The sequence below is a fragment of the Roseibium sp. R5 genome (assembly GCF_055755305.1).
Genome location: NZ_CM146910.1, coordinates 2,030,694 through 2,048,185 on the forward strand (window position 1 = coordinate 2,030,694; position 17,492 = coordinate 2,048,185).

Below are 17,492 nucleotides of genomic sequence, written 5' to 3' on the forward strand. Positions count from 1 at the left end.
AAATTCCCGAGAGTTCTGCCGCATGAGGTGGTTCGGTGCCACAGTCGTATATGAACGCCCGTCCAAACCGATCTGTGAGCCGCATTGAAGAGATCGGTTTTCGATTTAAGTAGCTGAAAGACAGTTATAAAATTCAAAGTATCACATTTTTTCCAAAAAAATAGTTCAAAGTGTGATGTTTTGGTGCTATACAAAGCTGACCGATCGGTCGGCGAATGCCTGATTGATCGCGAAATGGGAGAAACAAATGCCAAAAGCCTTCATCTGCGACGCCGTGCGCACGCCTATCGGCCGGTATGGCGGAGCCCTGTCTCCAGTACGTGCAGATGATCTGGCAGCGATTCCTCTCCAGGCCCTGAAGGAGCGCAACCCTGGTGTCGATTGGGAGGCTGTTGCTGATGTAATCCTCGGCTGTGCCAATCAGGCTGGCGAAGACAACCGCAATGTTGCCCGTATGGCTGTGCTTTTGTCCGGGTTGCCGGTCTCCGTTCCTGGCACAACAGTGAACCGGCTTTGTGGATCCGGGATGGATGCTATCGGCATGGCGGCCCGCGCGATCCGGGCAGGAGATGCTGAGTTGATGCTTGCGGGCGGTGTTGAAAGCATGAGCCGGGCACCCTTTGTTGTAGGCAAAGCGACGACAGCGTTTTCGCGCAATGCCGAGATGTATGACACCACTATTGGCTGGCGCTTTAAGAACAAGAAACTGGAAAAGGCTTTCGGCACGCATTCAATGCCGGAGACGGCTGACAATGTGGCGGAGGACTACAAGATCTCCCGCGAGGATCAGGACAAGTTTGCAGCGGAAAGCCAACGCCGATGGGCCGCAGCGCAGGAAGCTGGCGTTTTTCAAGATGAAATCGTTCCGGTTTCGATCCCGCAACGCAAAGGCGATCCGATTGTCGTTGATACGGATGAACATCCGCGGCCGGGCACGGGTGTCGAGGCCTTGGCAAAACTGCGTGGCGTAAACGCGCCTGATTTAACGGTTACGGCTGGAAATGCGTCCGGGGTCAACGATGGATCTGCCGCAGCGCTGATCGCTTCGGAAGAAGCCGCAAGTGCGAATGGGCTGACGCCCAAGGCCCGCATTGTTGCCATGGCAGCAGCCGGCGTTCCGCCGCGAGTTATGGGCATTGGTCCAGTGCCAGCGACGCAAAAGGTTCTGGGCCTCGCGGGTCTGACGCTTGAGCAGATGGACGTGATCGAGCTCAATGAGGCCTTTGCATCCCAGTCGCTCGCAGTTTTGCGTGAGCTTGGTTTGCCCGATGATGCACCCCACGTGAATGCCAACGGCGGGGCCATTGCCATTGGCCATCCACTTGGCATGAGCGGATCGCGGCTGGTCCTGCACGCCGCCAATCAGCTGCAGCGGACCGGTGGGCAGTATGCGCTTTGCACCATGTGTGTGGGTGTTGGTCAGGGGATCGCGCTCGTCCTGGAGCGGGTGTAAACTGGATTTGAAGGGCTCGGGACGGTGCCGGCAGCTTTGAAAGCAGGCGGTCGCTTTGAGGAAAGCCCGATCGGAACGCGCTGGATTTAAGTCCGGCACAGTTGGAGGAAGTGGCATGTACGCACAGCTTGTGAAATCTGACGCTCTAAAGTCCCGCGAGGAAATGTCGCCCGAAGAGCAGGCTTTCCAAGAGCGGATCGACAACGGTGAAAAGATCGAGCCGAAGGACTGGATGCCGGAAGGCTACCGCAAGACCTTGATCCGCCAAATTGGCCAGCACGCGCATTCAGAAATCGTTGGCCAGCTGCCGGAAGGCAACTGGATCACCCGTGCACCGACCCTTGAGCGCAAGGCCATCCTCCTTGCAAAGGTTCAGGACGAAGCCGGGCATGGGCTTTATCTCTATTCAGCGGCCGAGACACTGGGCGTCAGCCGGGACGAGCTCTTTGAGGCTCTGCATTCCGGCAAAATGAAATACTCGTCGATCTTCAACTACCCAACACTGAACTGGGCCGATATGGGCGCGGTCGGCTGGTTGGTCGATGGCGCTGCCATCATGAACCAGGTGCCGCTGCAGCGAACATCCTTTGGGCCCTATTCTCGAGCGATGATCCGGATCTGCAAGGAGGAAAGTTTCCACCAGCGTCAGGGTTATTCCATAATGATGAAGATGGCCTTCGGCACGCCTGATCAGAAGGAAATGGCACAGGATGCCCTGAATCGGTTTTGGTACCCGTCGCTGATGATGTTTGGTCCGTCCGACAAGGATTCCGTCCACTCCGCCCAATCGATGGCGTGGAAGATCAAGATCAACACCAACGACGAATTGCGCCAGAAGTTCGTCAACGAGACCGTACCGCAGGCCGAATACCTCGGGCTCACCGTTCCAGACGAAACGCTCGCCTGGAACGAGGAGAAGCAGGGCTACGACTTCGCCGAGCCGGATTGGAACGAGTTCTTTGAAGTGATCAAGGGCAACGGTCCGTGCAACCGCGAACGCCTGGAGGCCCGGGTCAAGGCCTGGGATGACGGCGAGTGGTTCCGCGATGGCTTGAACGCTTATGCCGACAAGGCGGCAGACCGCCGTCAGGCTGCCTCCGTGGCCGCAGAATAACCGACAAGACGATTGAGGGAGAGACAGTCATGAGCAAGAAAGAGTGGCCGCTCTGGGAAGTGTTTATCCGCGGTCAGCATGGCCTGAACCACCGTCATGTCGGTAGCCTGCATGCACCGGATGCGGAGATGGCGATCAACCACGCTCGGGATGTCTACACCCGCCGCAAGGAAGGTGTTTCCATCTGGGTGGTGCCGTCCAAGGAGATCACGGCTTCCAGCCCGTCCGAAAAGGGCCCGTTGTTCGATCCGGCCGAAAGCAAGACATATCGCCATCCGACCTTCTTCGATATTCCGGAAGAAGTGGGGAAAATGTGATGAGCGATCAAACTGTAGCTTCCGGTGCAGCTCACGATCCGTTCGTTTCCGATACTGAGCTGAAACCGGCCTTCTTTGAATGGCTCTGCCGCATGGGCGACAACGCTCTGGTTCTTGGTCACCGGACGTCCGAATGGTGCGGTCATGGCCCGGTTCTGGAAGAGGACATCGCTCTCGCGAACACCGCGCTCGATCTGATCGGCCACACGCAGATGTGGCTTGGTCTTGCAGGCGAGGTTGAAGGTGAGGGGCGCGACGCGGACAAGCTCGCTTACCTGCGCGATGCCTTCAAGTTCCGCAATGTCTTGCTCGTTGAACTTCCGAAGGGTGACATGGCCGTCACGGTGATGCGGGAGTTTCTGTTCGACGCCTATCATCATCTGTTGCTCTCCTGGCTTGCAGAAAACTCCAAGAGCCCGCGCGTTGCCGAAATTGCCGCAAAAGCTTTGAAAGAAGTGAGCTATCACCTGGAACGGGCATCTGATCTTGTTGTGCGCCTGGGCGACGGGACGCCGGAAAGCCATCGCCGGATGCAGTATGCCCTTGATCTACTATGGCCCTACACAGGCGAGATGTTCGAAGGTGATGCACTGGATGCGGCCGTTGCTGATGCCGGTATTGCGCCGAAACCAGAGGATCTGAAAGCGGACTGGGAAACTTCCGTGCGCGAGATCCTGGATGAGGCGACGCTGAAAGCGCCTGAGGCAGCCGGTTTCGTTCATAAGGGCGGCAAGCAGGGCCGGCACACGGAGCATCTTGGATACATCCTTGCGGAGATGCAGTTCCTGCAACGCGCCTACCCTGGCGCGAGCTGGTAAGGAAGTCTGCCATGCCCGCACCCCATACCACGCCGACTGAAGAGGTCTGGGATTGGCTTGCCGAAGTCCCGGATCCGGAGATCCCTGTTGTCTCTGTGACAGAGCTCGGCATCATCCGCGACGTTCTATATGACGGCGATACTCTCGTGGTGGCGGTCACCCCGACGTATTCGGGATGTCCTGCAACGGCTGTCATCGATCTGATGATCGAGGACAAGCTGCGCGAAAAGGGCATGGAGAATGTGCGTCTGGAACGCCGCCTCTCACCGCCCTGGACAACTGACTGGGTGACGCCTGAAGCGCGCGAGAAACTGAAACAATTTGGCATCGCGCCGCCGATCGATGGCACGGCCGCTGATGGCATGGGCGCGAAGGCGGCCCGCTTGTCCGGCCAGACAAATCTCGTGGTTCCCTGCCCAAGATGCAGCTCTGCTCATACCGAACGGGTCAGCCAGTTCGGGTCGACACCGTGCAAGGCCGCCTGGCGCTGCAAGGACTGTCTGGAACCGTTCGATTATTTCAAGTGCATTTGACACCCAGGAGGAGGGTTTCGCCTATGGCACGATTTCACGCGCTACAAGTTACCGATATCCGCCGCGACACACGCGATGCCGTTGTGGTCACGCTGAAGCCCGACGCCGCAGATCAAGACGCTTTTGACTTCATTCAGGGGCAGTATCTAACGTTTCGCCGCGACTTCGACGGCGAGGAGTTGCGCAGATCCTATTCGATCTGCGCGGGCAAGGATGAGGGGTGCCTGAAGGTCGGGATCAAACGGGTCGAGGGCGGTGCGTTTTCGACCTGGGCCAATGAAGACCTGAAAGTGGGCGACCGCCTTGATGTCATGCCGCCAATGGGCCGGTTCTTTACCGAACTTGAGCCGGAGAAGGCCAAAAGCTATCTCGGCTTTGCCGGCGGGTCAGGCATTACACCGGTTCTCTCGATCATCAAGACCGTTCTGGCGCGCGAGCCGAAGAGCACATTCACGCTGATTTATGCCAACCGCCAAACCAGTTCGATCATGTTCCGCGAGGAACTGGAAGACCTGAAGAACACCTATCTCGGCCGGTTCTCGGTGATCCATATTCTGGAGACGGAAACCCAGGACATTGATCTCTTCACCGGCCGGATCGATGCGGAAAAGATGGATCTCCTGTTCCGTCTATGGGTCGATGCCGAAGAGGTCGATACCGCTTTCATCTGCGGCCCGGAGCCGATGATGCTAACCATCGCGGACAGCCTGCGCAAACATGGCCTTGCCGACGAACAGATCCGGTTCGAGTTGTTTGCCTCTTCCCAGCCCGGACGTGCAAAAGCGCGCGCCCAGTCGCAAGCAGCGGCAACAGGTGCCGGGAAATGCGAGGTCTCGGTCACTCTCGATGGCAGCACGCGGAATTTCGAGATGGAGAAAAACGGCAACTCTGTTCTGGAGGCGGCCATCGCGAATTCAATGGACGCGCCCTATTCCTGCAAGGCCGGGGTGTGTTCCACCTGCCGGGCAAAGGTGATTGAAGGGGAGGTGGAGATGGAAGTGAACCATGCGTTGGAAGACTATGAAGTCCGCGCCGGTTACGTGCTCTCCTGCCAATGCATCCCGGTCTCGGACAAGGTGGTGATCAGTTATGACGAATGAAGCCGTACTGGACAACGACACCATGTCCTTGGCCGACTATCTGGCCCGGGGCGGTAAGCTCACGTCGCCAAATAATGTCCCGCCGCGCTACCGCGCCGAACTCCTGCGTTTGATGTCGTCTTTTGTCGACAGTGAACTTGCCGGGTCTGCCGGGTTTGCCGACGCCATCAATTGGGCACCTGGCCTGAAAGAACGGATCGCGGCAAGCAGGATCACGCTGGAAAAGGTCGACCACGCCGAACAGGTGCTGGACCTGATGAGCGACTTTGGAACCGACAAGGCGCTCTATAACAGAGCGCACTCGTGGTCCGCTCGTCGGCCGCGCGATGCACAGGTGGATGCAAAACGCCAAGGCGGAGATATGCGCCTGTCGGTGTTTCATTACCCGCTGCAAGGCTGGACAGACGCTGTTGTCATGAATTTCCTGATGGGGCTGGCGACCGTCCACCAGCTCAAGGACCTCAGCCAAACCTCTTACCAGCCGCTTGGCGAAGTGTTCCGCAAGATCTTGCCGCGGGAACAGCGTCACATGGAACTCGGCCTGGAGGGGCTTCAAGTTCTGGCTGCCGACGAGGCAACGCGCGATGAAGCGCTGTCGTCTGTTGGCTATTGGTTGCCCAAGGTTTCTGAAACCTTTGGTCCGGCCAAGTCGGAGCGGTTTGACCGGCTCAAGCAGATGGGCTTGCGCCAGACGGAAAACGAAACGCTTCGAGCCGCCTGGCAAGCTGACGCCAACGAGCGGCTCAATGAACTGAAGCTCACCAAATAAAAAAACATAAAGGGAAATCCAGAATGGCCATGGGGACGACGGCGCGCCGTTTGGAAAGCTATGTGGAAGGCGCCTGGCGCCGCGGAGACGGCGAAGGCCAACCTGTGTTGAATGCTGCCACCGGAAACGTTCACGCGCTGATCGGGACCGAGGGGCTCGATTTCAAGGCGGCACTTGCGTGGGGGCGGGCCAAAGGTGGACCTGCGCTAAGAGCCATGACGATCCACGAACGGGCTTTGATGCTGAAGGCCGTCGGTTTGAGGCTGATGGAACTCAAGGAAGAGTTTTATCTGGAAAACTTTGCGACCGGTGCAACGCGCCGGGACGGCTGGATCGACATTGAAGGCGGCATCGGCACGATGCTAACTTTTGCGTCAAAGGCCCGCCGCGAGTTGCCGAATACCAAGGTACTGACCGAGGGGCCGGTGGAAGTCTTGTCCCGCGATGGATCCTTTGTGGCACAGCACATCCTTTCGCCTTTTATCGGCGTTGCCGTGCACATCAATGCCTACAACTTCCCGGTCTGGGGGATGCTGGAAAAGATCGCACCGTCCCTGATCGCCGGCATGCCGTGCATCGTCAAACCGGCCTCGCAAACCGCATATCTGACAGAGTTGGTGGTGCGGCGGATGCTGGAAACCGGCGTATTGCCGGAAGGCGCGCTGCAAATCGTGACCGGGTCAGCCGGTGATCTTCTCGACCATGTCGATGAACAGGATGTGGTCACCTTCACCGGTTCTGCGTCGACCGGTCAGAAACTGAAATCCAGCCCCGCGATCCTCAAGCATTCTGTTCGCTTCACTATGGAAGCCGACAGTCTGAACGCGTCCATTCTGGGTGCGGATGCCGGTCCTGGGACGGACGAGTTCGATCTTTTCGTGCGCGAAGTCGCAAACGAGATGACTGTCAAGGCGGGCCAAAAGTGCACGGCCATTCGCCGGATCATCGTTCCGAAGATGCACGAGCAGGCAGCCGTCGAAGCAATTTCCGCCCGGCTTTCCAAGACGAAAGTCGGTTTGCCGGATGATGATGCCGTGCGTATGGGGGCAATCGTCTCCCTGAAGGACCGCGATGGCGTCAAGGCAAAGGTCGCCGAACTGGCAACGGAAGCGGAGATTGTGTCCGGATCTTTGGACACGGTTGACCTGGTTTCCGGCGAAGCAGATCGCGGTGCGTTCATGGCGCCGCTACTGCTTCACTGCGCGAAACCGCTCACTGCCGAGATCGTTCACTCCGTTGAGGCCTTCGGGCCGGTTGCGACCGTGATGTCCTACGAAGACAATCAAGAAGCCGTTGAGCTGGCCCGCAAGGGCCGGGGTTCGCTCGCATCCTCGCTGTTCACCAATGATGGCGGCTTGGTTCATGAGGTGGTCACAGGACTTGCGCCGTTCCACGGGCGCGTGTTGATCGGCAATCGCGGTTCCGCGAAAACCTCCACAGGGCACGGCTCGCCTTTGGCCCCGCTTGTTCATGGCGGCCCGGGCCGGGCAGGGGGCGGCGAGGAAATGGGCGGCATGCGCGGCGTTAAGCATTTCATGCAGCGCTCTGCTATTCAGGGCACACCGGAAATGTTGTCCGCGGTGACCGGGCAATGGGTCGATGGAGCATCTGTACGCACCGACGTCCATCCGTTCCGCAAATCGCTTGCCGAGCTCAAAATTGGCGATCAGATCGCCACAAAGGCGCGCGAAGTAACGCTGGAAGACGTTGAGCATTTCGCAGTGTTTACCGGTGACACCTTCTACGCGCATATGGACAGCGAAGCGGCCAAGGCAAATCCGTTCTTCGAGGATCGGGTCGCCCATGGGTATCTGATCGCGTCTTTTGCGGCGGGTTTGTTCGTGGATCCGGAGCCGGGTCCGGTTCTCGCCAACTACGGCGTCGACAATCTCCGGTTCCTGACACCGGTCTACTTCGGCGACAGCCTGAAAGTCCGGCTTACATGCAAGGAAATCAATCCGCGCGAGAACGCCGACCACGGCGAGGTGCGCTGGGATTGTCAGGTGACCAACCAGAAGGACGAAGTCGTCGCGCAATACGACGTCCTGACCATGGTCGCCAAGACTTGGCCGCCTGCGGCATAAAAAACTATGTGGTACTGCCGGTCAGCTGATGAAGCGTGACCGGCAAGCCATTCAGCGGACGGCCTTCACGCCTTCCAGGATCAAGGTGGTGGCGACCTTGGCGTAGTCTTCGCGCGAGATCGGTCCACCTTCCTTGAACCACATGTAGACCCAGTTCATCATGCCGAAGAGCGACATTGTCACGGGCATCAAGAGGGGCCGATCCGGTGTGTCGAGGTGCGGATGGATGTCTTTCAAGGCATTTGAAAAATGCCGGACAATGCGCCGCTCGATTGCGACGATCTCACTCTTTTGCTCGTCCGACAACGCGGGGCCGGCATTGAGCTGCACCTTGTGCTGATCGTCGGCTCCCCGGTAGGAGTCAAGGACGGTCATCACGAGAGTTTGCAGCCGGTCTTCCGGTGGTAGGGTCGGATCGTCTGCTTCCTCCAGTGCCTTGTCGAGGATTGCCAAGTGGGAATGGATGATCTCGAAAATCAGCGCGTCTTTCGACGGGTAGTAGTGATAGAGCAGGGATTTTGAAACGCCGGCTTCCTGAGCGATCTGCGCCATGGACGCCTTCTCCATGCCTTGTGTTGCGAAGACATTGGCTGCCGTCAGCAGAAGGCCATGCTGTTTTTCCTCAAAATCATTGGCGCGGGTTCTCGCCATGTGTTTGGAGCTCCATTTCTTGACACGGTGCCGCCATAGCAACCCAATGCCTTTTTTAAGTCAATGTAGAGCGAAGCCGACCAATGCCTGGCCGGCTTCACAACATGGGGGATAGAAAAGCGGCGACTGATTCAGTCCTTGGGCCGGTTGTCGATAACCCGCCTGGCTTTGCCTTCTGAGCGCTGAAGTTTTTCTGGTTCGTGGATCTCGATTTTTGAAGAAATCCCGATCGTTGATTTGATGTGGTGCGCCAGCTCTTTGGCCGACGCTTCCCGCGCCTCGCTGCTGCTGGCATCCGGCATCGCTTCTCCATGAACGATCATCGCATCCATGCGGCCAGAACGGACGAGCTCGATATGGAAATGCGCCGCAAGACCTTCACATTTCAGGATCTGCTCCTCGATCTGGGTCGGGAAAACATTGACGCCGCGCAGGATGATCATGTCGTCGCTGCGGCCGGTAATTTTTTCAATTCTGCGCATGGAGCGGGCAGTTCCCGGCAGGATGCGGGTCAGATCGCGGGTCCGGTAGCGGACCATCGGCAGGCCTTCCTTGGTCAGTGTCGTGAAAACCAGTTCACCCATCTCACCGTCTGGCAGGACCTCTTCCGTCACCGGATCGATGATTTCCGGATAGAAATGGTCTTCCCAAACATGGAGGCCGTCCTTGGTCTCAACGCACTCCTGGGCAACGCCAGGGCCCATGATTTCCGAGAGGCCATAAATGTCGACGGCATGCATGTCGAAGGCCTGTTCGATTTCCTGACGCATGGCATTTGTCCAGGGTTCTGCGCCGAAAATGCCGACCTTCAGCGAGCTTTGACGAGCATCGAGGCCACGGCGCCGGTACTCGTCCAAAATGGACAGCATGTAGGATGGCGTCACCATGATGACGTCCGGCTTGAAGTCTTCGATCAGGGTGACCTGACGCTCTGTCATGCCGCCGGAAATCGGGACGACCGTGCAGCCCAGCTTTTCCGCACCATAGTGGGCGCCAAGCCCGCCGGTAAAGAGGCCATAGCCATAGGCATTGTGCAGAATGTTGCCTTTGCGTCCCCCGGCTGCGCGGATGGAGCGGGCAATCAGATCTGACCAGTTGGAAATGTCATTGGCGGTGTATCCGACCACCGTGGGTTTGCCTGTTGTGCCGGAGGAGCCGTGGATCCGGACGAGGTCTTCACGTGGTGTCGCGAACATGCCAAACGGATAGGTGTCGCGCAGATCCTGTTTCACGGTGAAGGGGAATTTCGCCATATCTGCCAGCGATTTGAAATCGCCCGGGTGCGCGCCGTGTTCATCAAAGCGCTTCTTGAAGAAAGCAGAGTTGTCGTAGGCGTGGGATAGCGTCCAGGCGAGGCGCTTTTCCTGAAGGGCTGCAATCTCGTCACGGCTTGCAATTTCGATGGGGTCCAGAGTGGCGCGATCCGGTGTGAGATCGATCATGTGTTTCCTCCACAAGGTACAGGTCAGGCCGGCAGTTATTCTGTTGGCAAAAAGGTGCGATTGATAGTGCGGGAGTGGCCGCGAAATTCAGCGATCACGGTCCCGTCGTCGCGGGCAACGCTGATGTCGTAAATACCGGAGCGCCCGGTACGGGAGACCTCGCGTGCTGAGGCGGTCAGGAAATCGTCCAGGCCGCCCGGTGCGATGTAGGTGACCGAACAGTGCTGGGCGACGGTTACCTGATTGTAGGTGTTGCAGGCAAAGGCGAAGGCGCTGTCGGCCAGCGCAAAGATATAGCCGCCGTGACAGTTGCCATGGCCGTTGGTCATGTCCTTCGTCACGGTCATGGAGATGTCTGCTTCACCGGGTGCGATGCGGAGCAGTTTCATACCGAGCTTCTGAGAGGCGTTGTCCTCCTCCCACATCAGCTTGGCGCAGGTTTCTGCCAACTCCTGCGGGCCGAGTTCAGATATGTGTTTCATGTCATTCACCGCGAAACTGTGCAGGGCGTTTTTCCAAAAACGCAATTACACCTTCAGCATAATCGTCGGTGAAGCCTGCTGTCTGCTGACAATCTCGCTCCATGTCGAGGTGCGTGTCGAGATCTTGGTCGGCGGCGGCCTGGATGAGACGTTTGGTGAGGCCCAGTCCGACGGTGGGGCCGGCAGCCAGCTTCTCAGCCAGTGCGGTCGCCTCATCAAGGAGAGCAGCATCATCGACCGCTTTCCAGATCAGGCCCCAGCTTTCGGCCTGTTCGGCCAGTAGCGGCTCCCCAAGGAGGGCAAGAGCCTTGGCACGTGGTTCTCCAAGAATGCGGGGCAGAGACCAGCTGCCGCCGGCATCCGGGATCAGTCCTATCTTGGAAAAGGCCTGGATAAACTTTGCCGAGCGTGCCGCCAGAACGATGTCACAGGCAAGGGCGATGTTTGCGCCCGCACCGGCCGCCACGCCATTCACCGCGCAGATGATTGGTTTTTCCAAGCTGCGGATCAGACGCAGGGTCGGATTGTAAAAGGTCTCGATTGTATGTCCGAGATCGGAGCGCTCGCCGCCTTTTCTTGGGTCCCGGTCGCCCAGATCCTGCCCGGCACAAAAGCCCCTCCCGGACCCTGTCAACAACACCGAGCGAACTGCTTTTTCGGAATGCGCACGCTCAATTTCTGCGCGAAACGACAGGTGCATTTCCTCGTTAAACGAGTTGAGTTTGTCCGGGCGATTGAGGGTTAGCTTCAAAACGCCGTTGTTTATTTCCGAAATAACAGTCTGATTTTCCGACATCTTTCTCTCCCTGACATCATTTTCTCACGATGCCGACAAAACAAATCGTTGCATAAACCGTCCGGTCGGTCAATTATAAGAACTGAGGCGTAACGCTCGTTACGGACTTGGGAGGAGACCTTATGCCAAAACTGCTTGACCGGCATTACAGAATTTTGAGCGCTGCGTTCTCGGTGATCGGGGACCAGAGCGTCAGAATGTTGGTTTTAGTGTTTTTTAAACCGGCAAACCGACACAGCATTGCGCTGCCCCGCCCGGCACAATCCCGGTTAGCCGGCGTCTCCAAATCGCTCCGTAGTCATCAGCAATGCGTGGCCGGCGGCGTGTTTACTCACCTCAGCCGTCTTCGTCGCATCACTGACCGGAGCTCTCACAGCAGCTGACCCCGGCTGCCCGTCACTTCGGAATTTTCACACTCTGGGAGGAAATCATGAAAGTTACAAATACAGCTCTCGCCACCTTGATGGTTCTGGGAACAGTTACAGGCGCCGCCGCCGACATCAAGTTGGGTGCCAGCCTGTCCGCTTCCGGTCCTGCTGCATTCCTTGGCGACCCGGAAGCAAAGACCCTCTACATGCTCGTTGATGATCTAAACGCCAAGGGCGGGATCAACGGCGAGAAGATCGAGCTGGTGATTTACGATGATGGCGGCGACCCGAACAAAGCGCGCACCTTTGCCACCCGTTTGGTGGAAGACGATGAAGTCGTAGCTATCATCGGTGGGTCCACGACGGGTACGACCATGTCCATCCTGTCGGTTGCCGAAGATGAGGGTATTCCGTTCATCTCACTCGCCGGTGCAATCCAGATTATTGATCCGGTTCGCGAGTATGTCTTCAAGACCCCGCATACCGACCGCATGGCTTGTGAGAAGATTTTCACGGATATGCAGAAGAACGGCATCTCCAAGATCGGCATGATTTCCGGCACTGGCGGATTTGGTGCGTCGATGGAAGCGCAATGCGTCGATGTTGCTGGCAATTACGGTGTCGAAATCCTGGTTCAGGAAACCTACTCCCGTCAGGACGCGGACATGACCCCGCAGCTTACCAAGATCAAGTCCACTGAGGGTGTTGAGGCCGTTCTGAATCCGGGCTTCGGTCAGGGGCCGGCCATCGTCACTCGAAACTATGCCCAGCTTGGGATTGATCTGCCGCTCTACCAAAGCCATGGAGTTGCTTCCGATGGTTTCATTGAGTTGGCCGGAAAGGAGGCTGCCGAAGGTGTGCGTCTTCCAGGCACCGCGCTGCTGATTGCAGACATCATGGAAGAGGGGGACCCGCAGAAGGAAGTGGTGATCGCCTACAAGACCGCATACGAGGAAGAGTACGGTGAAGCAGTCTCGACCTTTGGCGGCTATGCGCATGATGCGTTCCGGCTGATGACGGATGCGATGGCCCGTGCGGGCAGCTCCGATCCAAGCGCGATCCGCGATGCTCTTGAAGCAACCAGCGGCATGGTCGGTACAACCGGCACCTACACCTTCAGCCCGGATGATCACCTGGGGCTCGATCTCAGTGCGTTCCGCATGCTGGAAATTCGCGACGGCAAGTGGACTTCGATTGACTGACGCCATTTTCGGAGGCCGGGCATCAAGTCCGGCTTCCAACCTTGCACCCAAAATCCCGCTTAGGAGACGTCGATGGACGCATTGATGCAGTTCGTCTTTTCCGGCTTGACCGTCGGCGCGGTCTACGCCCTTGTCGCGCTTGGCTTTACCATCATCTACAACGCCTCTGATGTTGTGAACTTCGCCCAAGGCGAATTCGTCATGCTCGGCGGCATGATTACCGTTTTCGCTTTCGATGCGGGTCTGCCGTTGCCCTTGGCGGCCTTGCTTGCAATCGTGGCAACAGCGGCCATTGGTGTTGCGCTGAACAAGTTTGCGATCGAGCCTGCGCGGGGCGCGCCGGTTGTCTCCCTGATCATCATTACCATCGGGGCCTCGATCCTGATCCGCGGCGCGACACAGGTGCTGTTCGACAAGCAGCTGCACCGTTTGCCAGCCTTCTCCGGGGATGATCCGATCCATCTTCTCGGCGCAACCTTGCTGCCGCAGAGCCTTTGGGTGATTGGTGGAGCCTTTGCGATTTTCATTGCGCTCTGGCTGTTCTTCACGCGTACGCTTTTGGGCAAAGCAGTTCTGGCAACCGCGAACAATCGGCTGGCCGCACAGCTCGTGGGCATCAACACCGGTTTCGTCATGACTTTGTCTTTCGCCTTGTCAGCGGCCATCGGTGCGCTGGCCGGTGTTCTGGTCACGCCAATCACGCTGGTGAGCTATGACGTCGGTGTTGGCCTCGCCCTCAAAGGGTTTGCGGCTGCAATGCTCGGCGGCATGGGAAATCCGAAAGGGGCTTTGGTGGGCGGGTTGCTGCTCGGCCTGTTTGAAGCCCTAACTGCTGGATACATCTCCTCCCAGTATAAGGAAGCGGTCGCTTTTGTCGTGATCCTTGCTGTGCTTTTTGTCATGCCACAGGGCCTCTTCGGTCAAAAGACGACAGAAAGGGTCTAGGTGATGGCACTCAAAAACAAATGGGTTCAGCTGGCCATTCTGGCTGTAATCATCATCATTCTGCCGGCCTTTTTCCCGTCCGGCTATTACTACCGTGTTGGCGCGCTTGTATTCGTAAATGCCCTGTCCGTTGTCGGTTTGGTGATCCTGATCGGATACGCCGGACAGATCAGTCTGGGGCATGCAGGTTTTGCCGGAATTGGCGCCTACGCCTGCGCCTTGGCACCGGTTCATCTCGGCATCCCGCCGGTCCTGGCCATTCTGCTCGGCGCTGCGATTTCTGCTGTGCTCGCCCTTCTGATCGGCCGTCCAATTCTGCGCTTGAAGGGGTATTATCTTGGAGTTGCAACGCTCGGATTTGGCATTCTGGTCTCCATGGTGCTCTCCAATGAACGCGGTTTGACCGGCGGCCCGGATGGGATGTCTGTTCCAGGTCTCGGTTTGCGGCCACTCCTCAGGGACATGGGGCTTCGGCTGTCCGGCGGTGAATTCTGGTACATCTTCAATGCGGCTGCGCTTTTGATCGGGATCTGGATTGCACTCAATCTCTACCAGAGCGCGACCGGGCGGGCGATGCGGGCCCTGCACGGGTCAGAGACTGCAGCACAAACCGTCGGCATTGATGTCGCGCGTTTCAAGCTGCAAGCGTTCATCATCTCAGCTGTCTACGCGTCGGTAGGCGGCTCGCTTCTGGCCTTGCAGAACGGGTTTATCACACCGGATGTCGCGGGTTTCATGCACTCTGTGGAAATGGTTACCATGGCTGTTCTCGGAGGTGTCGGCTCGGTCCTCGGTGCAACATTCGGCGCAGCTGTTCTGACGCTCTTGCCGCAGATTCTGACCGTGTTCCACGACTATGAGCATCTGGTGCTTGGTCTCGTCATGATCCTGGTGATGATCTTCCTGCCGCTTGGCCTTTTGCCGTCCCTTGCAGCGCGTATCAGATGGAGGGGTGTCTGATGAGCATTCTCGAAATCAGCTGCCTTGGCATCAGTTTCGGCGGGCTCCGGGCGGTGAACGATGTCGGGTTTTCGGTCAAACCGGGTGAAATCGTATCGGTCATCGGACCAAACGGGGCAGGCAAAACAACCCTCTTCAACATGATCTCCGGTGTCTATTTGCCAGATGCAGGTCACGTGAAACTGAACGGGGAAGACGTGACCGCTAAGGCCACGCATATCTTGGCGAAAAAGGGCCTGACGCGGACCTTTCAGAACCTGCAGATCTTTCAGGAAATGACGGTTCTGGAAAATGTGGTCGCCGGATTTCATCTGACGGAAAATCCGTCCGTCTGGGCTGATCTGTTGTCGCTGCCGTCTGCACGGCGGCGGTCTGCGGAAGTGCGCGAGCAAGCGTTGCAGCTTCTTGAAAAGGTTCATCTGTCAAAGGCTGCCGAAGAAGAGGCCGGGAACCTTTCTTATGGTGCACTCAAGCGCCTTGAGATCGCGCGCGCCCTGGCTGTTGGTCCGCAGGTTCTTCTGCTGGATGAACCGGCAGCTGGCTGCAATGCGGTCGAGACGGAAGAAATTGATGAGCTCATCGCGGAGCTTGCCAAATCCGGCATCGCGATCCTGCTCGTGGAGCACGACATGAAAATGGTGATGCGGATCTCCAATCACATCGTGGTGCTGGATCACGGCGAAAAGATCGCCGAAGGGACGCCCCAGGATGTCTCCAGGAATCCGGATGTGATTGCCGCCTATCTCGGTACGGAAGAGGAGCCTGCCCATGCTGACAGTTGAGGGTCTGCGGTCGGCCTACGGTCACATCGAGGTGCTGCACGGAATCGATCTGGAAGTGACATCCAAAGAGATCGTGACTGTGGTTGGCGCCAATGGAGCGGGCAAGACCACCTTGCTGAAGTGTTTGTCCGGGACGCAGTCCATCACCGGCGGCGATATCCGGTTTCGCGGCGATGCGCTGACAGCCGTGCCGGCATACAAGCGCTTGAAACGGGGGTTGTCGCAATCGCCGGAGGGCCGGCAGATCTTCACGAACATCACGGTTGAAGAAAATCTGCGTCTCGGCGCGTTTCTATTTACGGATGACCGGGTCGAAAGGGACATGGAGGACGCCTTCCAGATGTTCCCAATCCTGCGGGAAAAGCGGAACCTGGCAGCGGGTGGCCTTTCAGGTGGGCAACAACAGATGCTGGCGATTGCCCGGGCCTTGATGGGGCGGCCGCATTGTCTGTTACTGGACGAACCTTCGATGGGGCTGGCGCCACTTCTGGTCGCGCAGATCTTCGATGTGGTGAAGTCCTTGAGGGAAAAGGAAGTGACCGTTCTTCTGGTTGAGCAGAATGCCTTTGGCGCTCTCAAGATCGCCGATCGAGGCTATGTCATGGAAACCGGCCGGATCACGCTTTCTGGTCCCTCGGAAGAACTGATCGCCGATCCACGTATCCGTGAAGCCTATCTTGGGATTTAAAGAGCCGCCGTTGATTCCCGGATGACAAGGTCGCCGGAGATTTCTTCGTCTCCGGTGGCTTTTTCTGTTTTGAAAATCCGGTCGATCACGGAGTGTGCCAAGGCTGCGGTCGGCTGGCGGATGGTTGTGAGCCTAGGCACAACAAGGGCAGCCAGGGAGATGTCGTCGAAACCGGTAACGGACAGGTCACCAGGAACGTCCAGTTTCAAGTCTCGAGCTGCGCGCAAGACCCCAATCGCCTGCTGGTCACTGGCCGCGGCAATTGCGGTCGGGCGATCACCGCTGTCCGCAGTTTCTGCAAGTATCTCCCGGCAAACCTCTTCGCCGGAATCATAATCGAACTGGCCTGCGTGGATTGTCAGTTCGATTGGATCATCAGGTGTTGAGAGCGTCTTTATCCGGGTCACAAACCCTTCGCTGCGGCGGCGGGCGACATCCATCGTGCCCGGTCCGGCGATATAGGCGATCCGCCGATGGCCAAGCTGATGGAGATGGTCGGCAATCTGGGCTGAGCCGTCGAAATGGTTTGTGCTGACCAGCGCATGATCGCCAAGACGGCGGTCAAGCGACACAATTGGAACATCTGCTTCGTAAGGATGGTTGCTGTCTGATGTTGCAACAACGATGACACCGCGGACAGAGCGGTCCAGCAAGGCCGCGATCTGGATCTTTTCGGTTTCCAGGTCGTCATCCGAATTCGCCAGCATAACTGAGTGGCTGCGGCTGGCCGCTTCCTTTTCGATATCCTTGGCCAGTTGGGCAAAGAACGGGTTAGTAATATCCGGTACCACCAGCCCTACGACATCGATGCTGTTTGTGCGCAGTGCCCGGGCTGCCAGGTTGGGCTTGTAGCCAAGTTCGTCCATGGCAGCCTGCACTCGCAGCTTGAGCGGCTGTTTGACCGTATCGTTTTTCGCAAGAACCCTGGAAACCGTCCCGACCGACACATCGGCTTTGCGCGCGACATCCTTTATCGTCGGCATAGACA

Annotated in this window: 18 protein-coding genes; 13 read left to right on the top strand and 5 right to left on the bottom strand. The window is 57.8% G+C overall.

Annotated elements, in window-relative coordinates; translation table 11 throughout:
• Window positions 1-247 precede the first annotated feature (247 nt).
• The 8 genes from pcaF (at window position 248) to paaZ (ending at window position 8,188) form a co-directional block, all read left to right on the top strand.
• On the top strand, window positions 248-1,453 hold the full coding sequence (gene pcaF, locus AC0J4F_RS09455) for a 3-oxoadipyl-CoA thiolase (protein WP_133951794.1): 1,206 nt from the start codon (window positions 248-250) through the stop codon (window positions 1,451-1,453).
• 115 nt (window positions 1,454-1,568) lie between these two features.
• Window positions 1,569-2,567: a 1,2-phenylacetyl-CoA epoxidase subunit PaaA gene (gene paaA / locus AC0J4F_RS09460; RefSeq protein ID WP_420339891.1), complete on the top strand. Its 999-nt coding sequence runs from the start codon at window positions 1,569-1,571 to the stop codon at window positions 2,565-2,567.
• 29 nt (window positions 2,568-2,596) lie between these two features.
• Window positions 2,597-2,884, top strand: a complete 288-nt coding sequence (gene paaB, locus AC0J4F_RS09465; RefSeq protein ID WP_040450973.1) for a 1,2-phenylacetyl-CoA epoxidase subunit PaaB — start codon at window positions 2,597-2,599, stop codon at window positions 2,882-2,884.
• Complete coding sequence (gene paaC / locus AC0J4F_RS09470) at window positions 2,884-3,702, top strand: 1,2-phenylacetyl-CoA epoxidase subunit PaaC (protein ID WP_473026061.1); 819 nt, start codon at window positions 2,884-2,886, stop codon at window positions 3,700-3,702. Before paaB ends, paaC begins: the two co-directional genes overlap by 1 nt.
• 11 nt (window positions 3,703-3,713) lie before the next feature.
• Window positions 3,714-4,235: a 1,2-phenylacetyl-CoA epoxidase subunit PaaD gene (paaD, locus tag AC0J4F_RS09475; RefSeq protein ID WP_133951799.1), complete on the top strand. Its 522-nt coding sequence runs from the start codon at window positions 3,714-3,716 to the stop codon at window positions 4,233-4,235.
• A 23-nt stretch (window positions 4,236-4,258) separates the two neighbouring features.
• The gene (gene paaE, locus AC0J4F_RS09480; RefSeq protein ID WP_133951801.1) at window positions 4,259-5,335 is read left to right on the top strand and encodes a 1,2-phenylacetyl-CoA epoxidase subunit PaaE; all 1,077 of its coding nucleotides are present in this window, start codon (window positions 4,259-4,261) and stop codon (window positions 5,333-5,335) included.
• Window positions 5,325-6,104 carry a Phenylacetic acid catabolic protein gene (locus AC0J4F_RS09485; RefSeq protein ID WP_473026062.1) on the top strand — a complete coding sequence of 260 codons (780 nt, stop codon included), beginning with the start codon at window positions 5,325-5,327 and terminating at the stop codon, window positions 6,102-6,104. The genes paaE and AC0J4F_RS09485 overlap by 11 nt, the downstream gene beginning before the upstream one ends.
• A 29-nt stretch (window positions 6,105-6,133) precedes the next feature.
• Window positions 6,134-8,188, top strand: a complete 2,055-nt coding sequence (paaZ, locus tag AC0J4F_RS09490) for a phenylacetic acid degradation bifunctional protein PaaZ (RefSeq protein ID WP_473026418.1) — start codon at window positions 6,134-6,136, stop codon at window positions 8,186-8,188.
• A 51-nt stretch (window positions 8,189-8,239) separates the two neighbouring features.
• Here the strand turns inward: paaZ and AC0J4F_RS09495 are convergent, their stop codons facing one another.
• The 4 genes from AC0J4F_RS09495 to paaG form a co-directional block, all read right to left on the bottom strand.
• Window positions 8,240-8,839, bottom strand: a complete 600-nt coding sequence (locus AC0J4F_RS09495; RefSeq protein WP_133951805.1) for a TetR/AcrR family transcriptional regulator — start codon at window positions 8,837-8,839, stop codon at window positions 8,240-8,242.
• A gap of 131 nt (window positions 8,840-8,970) precedes the next feature.
• Window positions 8,971-10,281: a phenylacetate--CoA ligase PaaK gene (paaK, locus tag AC0J4F_RS09500; protein WP_473026063.1), complete on the bottom strand. Its 1,311-nt coding sequence runs from the start codon at window positions 10,279-10,281 to the stop codon at window positions 8,971-8,973.
• 35 nt (window positions 10,282-10,316) lie between these two features.
• Entirely contained in the window at window positions 10,317-10,763 is a 447-nt protein-coding gene (paaI, locus tag AC0J4F_RS09505; RefSeq protein ID WP_473026064.1) for a hydroxyphenylacetyl-CoA thioesterase PaaI, read from the bottom strand.
• Window position 10,764: 1 nt separating this feature from the next.
• Window positions 10,765-11,559: a 2-(1,2-epoxy-1,2-dihydrophenyl)acetyl-CoA isomerase PaaG gene (gene paaG / locus AC0J4F_RS09510; protein ID WP_473026065.1), complete on the bottom strand. Its 795-nt coding sequence runs from the start codon at window positions 11,557-11,559 to the stop codon at window positions 10,765-10,767.
• A 430-nt stretch (window positions 11,560-11,989) separates the two neighbouring features.
• On the opposite strand from paaG, the gene AC0J4F_RS09515 reads away from it, so the two are divergent.
• From AC0J4F_RS09515 to AC0J4F_RS09535, 5 genes are all read left to right on the top strand, one after another.
• The gene (locus AC0J4F_RS09515) at window positions 11,990-13,129 is read left to right on the top strand and encodes an ABC transporter substrate-binding protein (protein ID WP_473026066.1); all 1,140 of its coding nucleotides are present in this window, start codon (window positions 11,990-11,992) and stop codon (window positions 13,127-13,129) included.
• 72 nt (window positions 13,130-13,201) lie between these two features.
• On the top strand, window positions 13,202-14,074 hold the full coding sequence (locus tag AC0J4F_RS09520) for a branched-chain amino acid ABC transporter permease (RefSeq protein WP_133951815.1): 873 nt from the start codon (window positions 13,202-13,204) through the stop codon (window positions 14,072-14,074).
• 3 nt (window positions 14,075-14,077) lie between these two features.
• Entirely contained in the window at window positions 14,078-15,034 is a 957-nt protein-coding gene (locus tag AC0J4F_RS09525) for a branched-chain amino acid ABC transporter permease (RefSeq protein WP_473026067.1), read from the top strand.
• Window positions 15,034-15,816, top strand: a complete 783-nt coding sequence (locus AC0J4F_RS09530; protein ID WP_473026068.1) for an ABC transporter ATP-binding protein — start codon at window positions 15,034-15,036, stop codon at window positions 15,814-15,816. The genes AC0J4F_RS09525 and AC0J4F_RS09530 overlap by 1 nt, the downstream gene beginning before the upstream one ends.
• Window positions 15,803-16,504: an ABC transporter ATP-binding protein gene (locus tag AC0J4F_RS09535; protein ID WP_473026069.1), complete on the top strand. Its 702-nt coding sequence runs from the start codon at window positions 15,803-15,805 to the stop codon at window positions 16,502-16,504. Before AC0J4F_RS09530 ends, AC0J4F_RS09535 begins: the two co-directional genes overlap by 14 nt.
• On the opposite strand, the gene AC0J4F_RS09540 is transcribed toward AC0J4F_RS09535, so the two are convergent.
• On the bottom strand, window positions 16,501-17,487 hold the full coding sequence (locus AC0J4F_RS09540; RefSeq protein ID WP_473026070.1) for a LacI family DNA-binding transcriptional regulator: 987 nt from the start codon (window positions 17,485-17,487) through the stop codon (window positions 16,501-16,503). The genes AC0J4F_RS09535 and AC0J4F_RS09540 overlap by 4 nt on opposite strands.
• Between the last annotated feature and the right edge of the window lie 5 nt (window positions 17,488-17,492).

Bases quoted from the DNA above. Each gene is read 5' to 3' on its own strand.
- pcaF (WP_133951794.1), top strand. From the start codon at position 248: ATGCCAAAAGCCTTCATCTGCGACGCCGTGCGCACGCCTATCGGCCGG.
- paaA (WP_420339891.1), top strand. From the start codon at position 1,569: ATGTACGCACAGCTTGTGAAATCTGACGCTCTAAAGTCCCGCGAGGAA.
- paaB (WP_040450973.1), top strand. From the start codon at position 2,597: ATGAGCAAGAAAGAGTGGCCGCTCTGGGAAGTGTTTATCCGCGGTCAG.
- paaC (WP_473026061.1), top strand. From the start codon at position 2,884: ATGAGCGATCAAACTGTAGCTTCCGGTGCAGCTCACGATCCGTTCGTT.
- paaD (WP_133951799.1), top strand. From the start codon at position 3,714: ATGCCCGCACCCCATACCACGCCGACTGAAGAGGTCTGGGATTGGCTT.
- paaE (WP_133951801.1), top strand. From the start codon at position 4,259: ATGGCACGATTTCACGCGCTACAAGTTACCGATATCCGCCGCGACACA.
- AC0J4F_RS09485 (WP_473026062.1), top strand. From the start codon at position 5,325: ATGACGAATGAAGCCGTACTGGACAACGACACCATGTCCTTGGCCGAC.
- paaZ (WP_473026418.1), top strand. From the start codon at position 6,134: ATGGGGACGACGGCGCGCCGTTTGGAAAGCTATGTGGAAGGCGCCTGG.
- AC0J4F_RS09495 (WP_133951805.1), bottom strand. From the start codon at position 8,839: ATGGCGAGAACCCGCGCCAATGATTTTGAGGAAAAACAGCATGGCCTT.
- paaK (WP_473026063.1), bottom strand. From the start codon at position 10,281: ATGATCGATCTCACACCGGATCGCGCCACTCTGGACCCCATCGAAATT.
- paaI (WP_473026064.1), bottom strand. From the start codon at position 10,763: ATGAAACACATATCTGAACTCGGCCCGCAGGAGTTGGCAGAAACCTGC.
- paaG (WP_473026065.1), bottom strand. From the start codon at position 11,559: ATGTCGGAAAATCAGACTGTTATTTCGGAAATAAACAACGGCGTTTTG.
- AC0J4F_RS09515 (WP_473026066.1), top strand. From the start codon at position 11,990: ATGAAAGTTACAAATACAGCTCTCGCCACCTTGATGGTTCTGGGAACA.
- AC0J4F_RS09520 (WP_133951815.1), top strand. From the start codon at position 13,202: ATGGACGCATTGATGCAGTTCGTCTTTTCCGGCTTGACCGTCGGCGCG.
- AC0J4F_RS09525 (WP_473026067.1), top strand. From the start codon at position 14,078: ATGGCACTCAAAAACAAATGGGTTCAGCTGGCCATTCTGGCTGTAATC.
- AC0J4F_RS09530 (WP_473026068.1), top strand. From the start codon at position 15,034: ATGAGCATTCTCGAAATCAGCTGCCTTGGCATCAGTTTCGGCGGGCTC.
- AC0J4F_RS09535 (WP_473026069.1), top strand. From the start codon at position 15,803: ATGCTGACAGTTGAGGGTCTGCGGTCGGCCTACGGTCACATCGAGGTG.
- AC0J4F_RS09540 (WP_473026070.1), bottom strand. From the start codon at position 17,487: ATGCCGACGATAAAGGATGTCGCGCGCAAAGCCGATGTGTCGGTCGGG.